The sequence below is a fragment of the Mesorhizobium sp. M7A.F.Ca.US.006.01.1.1 genome, assembly GCF_003997935.1.
GTDB lineage: Bacteria > Pseudomonadota > Alphaproteobacteria > Rhizobiales > Rhizobiaceae > Mesorhizobium.
This window is the reverse complement of the sequence record NZ_RZQL01000066.1, coordinates 21982-28845: the sequence shown is the minus strand read 5'-3', so window position 1 is coordinate 28845 and position 6864 is coordinate 21982. Positions and strand designations below refer to the sequence as shown.

Genomic DNA, 6864 nt, shown 5'->3' with positions numbered 1-6864 from the left:
GCGCAGCGAGCGCGCTTGAAATGATCGCCTGCGTGATGGCAATCCAAGAGGACGTCGTGCCGCCGACCGCCAACTATCGCGAGCCAGATCCCGCTTGCGACCTCGACATCACACCCAATGTGCCGCGCGAGCGCAAGGTGCGCGTCGCCATGAGCAACGCCTTCGCCATGGGCGGTACGAACGCAGTTCTGGCATTCAGGCAGGTGTAGAAGCCATGCAAGACGCCTCATTCGAGGTCACCTGTCGTATCTAGCTGCTTGAGGGGCGGGGCATTGTGATACAGGGAGGGCTGTGGGGTCCCTCCTTCTCGGCCTCGACGATGTGGGAGGAGCCTGTGCGGCGAAACGGGCTAGACGCCCCCAGGCCCAGAACTTGGGCGAAACCAACTCCCACCAAAGCACAGCCGCTTTAGTAGCCGAACAATGAAGCCTCGCTCGACGAGCCGCCGCCTCTACTGTCAGCGGCATCACGCGGTTGAAGCGAACAGCGCAGCGGCTACTGTTTCCCGCACAACTCGGACGGCAATTGGGACAAGTCCGCACATGTCGTCACGTAAGCTGAACGCCGCAGGTACAGCCAAATTGGGGGCGGGGCGTTTCTGCCGTTTTGATAGAATTCTATCAAACTGACAATTTTCCTTGCACGAATGCAAGGAGAGCTCGATTGACTCCCCTCCTTTCTTGTCAAGGATGGGTTTGCAGGCTGCGGTGCGGCAGAAGCCGGACAGAACGGCGACCGGTCGAGTAAAGGCCTGCGCAAACAAGCGCGCATATTGCGGGCGCCCGCACGGAGGAGAAGACGCTCGTCCTGGTGAAAGACAACGATGCTCAGGCGCCATTGCCATTTGCCGAGGGGGTCCGCGCGCCGGAAATTTCGAAGCAACAAAGGTGAGATCGAGAATGATGATGGCGAAATACAACACAGCTCACCGTCCAGTGCAGTTCTACCGGCGGGTGGCGGAGTGGGATGGGCTGCCAAATGGAACGTAAAAAGATCAGCAAGGAGATGCTTGGCGATAGTCAGGCGCTGCGCAAGCTGCGTGAGCACCTTGTCAAGGTGGCCAAGGCGAAGACTACGGTCCTGTTGCGAGGTGAATCCGGAACCGGCAAGGAGCTGGTTGCCAAAGCCATTCACGAGCTCTCGCCTCGCGCCAAGCAGCCCTTCATCAAGGTCAATTGCGCGGCGCTCACCGAGACGCTTCTGGAATCTGACTTGTTCGGTCATGAGAAGGGTGCCTTCACCGACGCGAGCAGTTTGCGCAAGGGGCGCTTTGAGGCTGCCGACAAAGGCACATTGTTTCTGGACGAGATTGGCGAAATATCAGGTTCGTTCCAGGCTAAGCTGCTGCGTGTCCTGCAGGAGCAGGAGTTTGAGCGCGTCGGCAGCAACCACACCATTAAAGTTGATGTTCGCGTGATTGCCGCAACGAACAGGGACTTGGAAACGGCAGTTCAACGCAAGGAGTTCCGGCAAGACCTCTATTATCGCATCAACGTCGTCACTTTACGCGTGCCGGCATTGCGCGAAAGGCGAGGTGATATTCCGCTCTTGGCCGCTCAGTTTCTCAAGAATTTCAATACTGAGAATGATCACACGCTGACCTTCGCTCCCGAAGCGATTGAGGTGCTAATGAACTGCGAATTTCCAGGTAACATCCGAGAGCTCGAAAACTGCGTTCAACGGACGGCAGTTCTGGCGACGGGTCCATCAATCCTCAGAACTGACTTTGCCTGTTACGCGGATCAGTGCTTGGCCGCGGCGCTGTGGAAGAACGGACAGCCGACGTCAGAGAAGTCGACTACGATCGAGCCTTCCGCCGCCTGTGCCGCCCCGCCCGTCGGCGACGGGCAAGCGCCGATAGGCCCTGCCACGACTCGTGGTAGGGTGCCCGATGCCGATACGGTCATTGCTGCCATGGAAAAGTGTGGCTGGGTGCAGGCAAAGGCGGCGCGCCTGCTCGGTTTGACCCCGCGCCAGATCGGCTACGTGCTGAGAAAACGCGGTATCGAGATCAAGCGTCTCTGAAACAACCCGCCGAGCAAGAGCTGGAGCAGGTCAAGCATTGGTGCTCTGGCGCCGAGCCCATCGGCCAGGCTTACGAAGTGGGTGTGAACAGCGCTGCCAAGATTCCGGCCGTGTGCTTTCTACCACCAGTCGTACTGGGGCTCTGCGACTGACAAACTAAAAAGGAGTAATCCTCTGGCGGGACCTGGTCGATACATTAGCTGATGGCTTACCGCTCGATATCACGCAATCTGAGATGGGCATGAAAGTGAGTTCGACCGCTGGACAGTTGCCGACTTCGTCAGGTATTGGCCCCTGCGACCGGTTGATCTCCGATATCCAAATTCTTGGAAGTTGGTCGAGACGAAACTGTCGCCCCGGCTCGTGACCGACCGCGCGCCCGGCAAGATCGAGTTACAAAGTTGCCGAGGCAGTTTGATGTGCGTTCCTGCATCACTGTACGGGACACGACCTGACGGGAGACTATGATGCGTAGCCAAAAAGAAAAGATGCTCGCAGGCGAGTTTTACAATGCGGCGGATCCGGAGATCCAAGCTGACCTGTTGGCAACCGGGGCTTGGCTCAAGCGGTACAATGATACGCTGGGGCAGACCACGGGGCATTGGCATGAGCTTTTGTCCGAGCGGCTGGGAGAGGTTGGGCGCGGAACGGTCATCCGTCCGCCCTTTTTTTGCGACTACGGATTCAATATCCGCATTGGAGCCAATGCCTACATCAACTTCAACTGCGTTATTCTTGACGTGGTAGAGGTCAAAATCGGGCAAGGAACGGCAATTGGGCCTGCTGTGCAGATTTATACCGCCGATCATCCACATGATGCCGAGCAGCGGCAGGCCGGCCTGCAGGTCGGGCGTCCTGTTCACATTGGCAGCCGTGTCTGGATCGGCGGTGGAGCAATCATTCTGCCTGGCGTCACGATTGGTGATAATGCAGTGGTAGGCGCTGGCTGCGTGGTCACACGAGATGTTCCCGCCGGGGCAAAGGTAGTGGGAATTCCTGCTCGCGTGGCCGACCCACATAAACAGGCATAATCAACCTCGTTGACCCTGGAGGTGCATGCGAACTGTCGAAACTGTGCCGAATTTTTGTCGAAGCCATTGAGCGCTGCATATGTTGTCGCGACTCGGGCGCTTCAGTTCTTTTGCCACGGGGGTCACAAGATCATGTGCGTAATGCCGCCGCAACGTGCTCACGTCCCGCAGCAGCGGACCCTTTCACATGGCCCAACGAATTCAGAGCCTACGTTGTGCTGCCACTAGCATTACTGCTCACGAATGTATTCCCAACTGAGTTTTCGCCCTTGGAGGCAAGCAGCGACTCACCAGCAATCGCCGGCCATTAATCCTGGCTAGCATCGACCCCGACGAGGCGAGCCGCGGCGTTGCGGATCGGCATGTCGATGACCGTGATTGCGCCTTCGGCAAGGAAACGACGTTCGTTTCTGGTCAGCGTAGCCGAATCGATCACCGCAAAATGTGGGCCAGTGGAGCGCTTCATCAGCTGTCTGGCATATGTGCGCAGCATCTGATCGTTGAAGCGGCAGCCCACGAAGAAAAAACCCCGGTTGACGCGCCGTTGCTTCACCGCGTCCGGGATCGGCGTCTGGATATCAATTTCGGTTAGGACTTCGACGTAATCGGAATCAGCCACGAGGAAGTTTGCCGCCGGCCTGACGCTGCCGTGCGGCGCATAGAGCACCGTCCTAGCCACTTGTTCGGCCTCGAGTTCTGTTCCTGACAAATCGTAAGTTCTCGTCCAGATGTTACCGATTCCGGTCGCGCGCGTCGTTCCTTGTATCTCGACAACGTCTGTTTGGCCGGCCTCTGCAAGGGCTGCTCGCATGGCGCCATCGTACCAGCTGTCGATGATGACAGACAGTTGAAGGGTTGCGAGCCAGGCGTGAAGAACGGTCGGCTCGGCGGGGGCTGCGAATATCTCCGCCATCCACGCTTGGAGAGTCCGACGATGTCGGCGCTGCTCGATAAACTGCGCGACCGACCACATATTGGTGCGAATCCTGGAAGGGGCAGGCGCCCGCTTGTTGAGGGCCGCGGCGACATCTTCAGGGGTGCAAGGTACAGGGGATTCCGGTGGGTTAAGCTGCAGAAGACCAGGACCGAGATAGGGGATCACTCGATCGGCCTTGAGAGCGCCGTTCAGCAGGTCAATCAGTTTTTTGGCAAAACTGCCCCGGACGACGACGAGATGGTCCCAGCTCAGCATCGTGTTCATACGCGTTTCCTCTCCGCCACTGAACCCACCGGCATCAGGCCCCGTCGGAAATCTTCATCGCCTCGACGGTGATCGGCAAACGCGTGTCGCGCGGAAGGTCGGGCAGCATGAGCCGCCAACCGTTCCTGAGCGTCACGGTCCCGCCCCATAAGTCAGCGTTCTCAATCTCGGTGATCGGCTCTTCGAGATCCTTCTTGGGGACATAAGCCGACAAGCCAGTAGCGGTCCTGCGAATCATTACTTTCATCCGGCTGTTCCCCCGTTGGAAATGCCTTCAGCTCCGCAGGGAACCTCGACTTTGTCGAGGCTAATGAGTTCGCGCGCTCGCATGCCGACGACCGTGCCACGATCGATCCATTCGACCGCATAGATGAAGAATTGCTGGAGAAAGGTTCCAATGTCGCGCACGTAGCCTTCGTCGCCCTTCCGCACGAGGTTTTCGCCGATCTCCTTGCCGGGATAGGTGCCGTCGTTTTTTATGTGGCGTATCGCACGGACCCGCTCACCCTGCATGAACCGTGGCGGTCTGCCGATTTCGACCTCCTGTTCGCGTCTGGACCACATGCTGTCCATTCCTTTCTCGAGGCTTTTGTTGTGGTCGCGGGTTGCAGGCGTCGTCGTGCGGCGAACCCGACCGTTTCGGTAGGAATCAAGCGGGAACGCAGGTTTTCGGTACCGGACAGACCGACACGCATTGCTGCGTATCGAAGGCCTCCTTGCATTCGGTGCACTTGTTTGGATCGATCACATAGGCGTCGCCCTTGAACTTGATCGCTTCCGAAGGACATTCGAACTCGCAGGCCCCGCATTGGGTACATTGGGATGCGATGATCTTTAAAGCCATTCTAACTCCTGGTTATCGGACGAGACGGCTCAGGCCGTCGCCGCTAGTGGTCTGATCCCAAACTCTGCCGCGTAAAGTGCGCTGACTGCGGTCTCGATGTAGTCATGGCCATAGGCGTCGGTTACGCGCAGTCCAACTCGCGAGAGTTGTTCCTTCGGGCGATTTCCGATCTTGGCGCATAGCACTATGTGTATGCCTTCGAGCGCTGCGATGACGCCCTCGAGGATGGCGTCTTCGCCCCCGCCTCCGAGGCAATACCGCTCGACCTTCCGATGCCCGACCAAGCTGATCCCTCTAGGCGAGACTTCATAAACCTGGAATTCCTTCGCGTGGCCGAAGTGTTCGTTGACCCGTCCACCTCCCTTAGTGGCCACCGCAACCAGAAGCGACTTTTCGGAGTCTGTTGCCTTGACCATACCGATGGCCTCGCTCCTCGCCGCCTCATGATCACGGCGCTCGTGTGCGACCACCTGCCGATAGGCCTGACGCTTGCCAGCATCGTAGGCGACATCGTCGGGAATACCGTCCAGCGTGAATTCCTGGCCACGATCTTCACCGAGCAGGCCGACAGCATCTGCCCGGCACTGCCGGCAGTGGCGCATCAACTTGGCGCCACCTTCAAGTCGATCCTGAAGAGCCATCATCTCCGTTGCCGTTGGGCCGCGCTGCCCGATGAGTCCGTAGTGGGTACCGTGCGCCGGGTCCGAAATCAGAGGCATCACGTTGTGCAGAAACGCGCCCCGCTCCCTGACCATTTTGTTCACCTCAAACAGGTGCTGGTCGTTCACTCCAGGAATCATCACCGAGTTGATTTTGGTGAGGATGCCGCGCGCGCTCAGCATCTCCAGGCCCAGCATCTGCCGCGCGTGCAAGATTCGAGCGGCTTCGATGCCGAAGTAGCGGCGATTTTCATAAAAGATCCATGGATAGATCTTCGCGCCGACTTCCGGGTCGACCATGTTGATGGTGATCGTCACGTGATCAACATTCATTTCGGCAAGCTCGGCGACATGGTCCGGCAGCACGAGCCCATTAGTGGAGACGCACAGCTTTATGTCGGGGATTTCCCTGATGACGCGGTCGAACGTTGCCTTCGTTTTCTCCCAATCGTAACAGGCATCCCCCGGCCCAGCGATGCCAAGAACCGAAAGCTGCGGAACTTTGTTGGCAACGGCGATGACCTTGCGTAGCGCTTGGTCGGGCGTCAACTTCTCAGACACAACACCAGGCCGGCTCTCGTTGGCGCAATCGTATTTGCGATTGCAATAGTTGCACTGGACATTGCAAGCCGGCGCGACCGCCACATGCATACGCGCGAAATAATGATGCGCTTCCTCCGAAAAGCAGGGGTGATCCTTGATCCTTTCCCAAATAGCCGGATCCTCTTCGCCCGGGCTGGTCGGCGACGAGCCGTAGGAAGACGATGCGCAGCCACCGGATTTCGCGGCTGCCAGAAGACCCTCGGATGTCGTGCTAGTCGGCCCCTCAATCGAAACTGTCGGTGAGGACATCAAACGGCTCCGTTGCTGGTAACGTCGCGGTTCAAGGTGCAAGAGCCATACCAACTGAAAAAAGCGGCTTCAGTTCACTATTCGGGTCGATATCGCATTGTGTCAGGCCGGCGCGACACAATTTTGTCCTGCTTGCGACAGTGCAAGTCCAAATCCGTTCAGAAGCACGAAGCACTCCTTGTCGCGCACAGGGCGCGCAAGACCACTGGCCTGACGATTGGCTCATCAGGCTCTTAGAAGTTCCTTCACCTC

6 protein-coding genes and 2 pseudogenes are annotated in these 6864 nt (G+C 58.1%); 3 read left to right on the top strand and 5 right to left on the bottom strand.

Features of this window, described 5'->3' with window-relative positions; translation table 11 throughout:
• The 3 genes and pseudogenes from EN943_RS13955 to EN943_RS13945 form a co-directional block, all read left to right on the top strand.
• Positions 1-209: pseudogene (locus EN943_RS13955) on the top strand (beta-ACP synthase); the annotation flags it as partial.
• 772 nt (positions 210-981) lie between these two features.
• Positions 982-2025 (top strand): annotated as a pseudogene (gene nifA / locus EN943_RS13950) (nif-specific transcriptional activator NifA); the annotation flags it as partial.
• 464 nt (positions 2026-2489) lie between these two features.
• Entirely contained in the window at positions 2490-3056 is a 567-nt protein-coding gene (locus EN943_RS13945; protein WP_024505228.1) for a sugar O-acetyltransferase, read from the top strand.
• A 307-nt stretch (positions 3057-3363) separates the two neighbouring features.
• On the opposite strand, the gene EN943_RS13940 is transcribed toward EN943_RS13945, so the two are convergent.
• The 5 genes from EN943_RS13940 to nifB all read right to left on the bottom strand — a co-directional run bounded on the left by EN943_RS13940 (position 3364) and on the right by nifB (position 6612).
• Entirely contained in the window at positions 3364-4257 is an 894-nt protein-coding gene (locus EN943_RS13940) for an SIR2 family protein (protein WP_024505229.1), read from the bottom strand.
• 34 nt (positions 4258-4291) lie between these two features.
• Entirely contained in the window at positions 4292-4504 is a 213-nt protein-coding gene (gene nifT, locus EN943_RS13935; protein ID WP_024505230.1) for a putative nitrogen fixation protein NifT, read from the bottom strand.
• Positions 4501-4821 carry a nitrogen fixation protein NifZ gene (locus EN943_RS13930; RefSeq protein ID WP_024505231.1) on the bottom strand — a complete coding sequence of 107 codons (321 nt, stop codon included), beginning with the start codon at positions 4819-4821 and terminating at the stop codon, positions 4501-4503. The genes nifT and EN943_RS13930 overlap by 4 nt, the downstream gene beginning before the upstream one ends.
• Positions 4822-4906: 85 nt before the next feature.
• Positions 4907-5101: a 4Fe-4S binding protein gene (locus tag EN943_RS13925; protein ID WP_024505232.1), complete on the bottom strand. Its 195-nt coding sequence runs from the start codon at positions 5099-5101 to the stop codon at positions 4907-4909.
• Between the two features lie 29 nt (positions 5102-5130).
• Positions 5131-6612 (bottom strand): nitrogenase cofactor biosynthesis protein NifB, encoded by a 1482-nt coding sequence (gene nifB / locus EN943_RS13920; RefSeq protein ID WP_063169393.1) that lies wholly within the window; start codon positions 6610-6612, stop codon positions 5131-5133.
• Between the last annotated feature and the right edge of the window lie 252 nt (positions 6613-6864).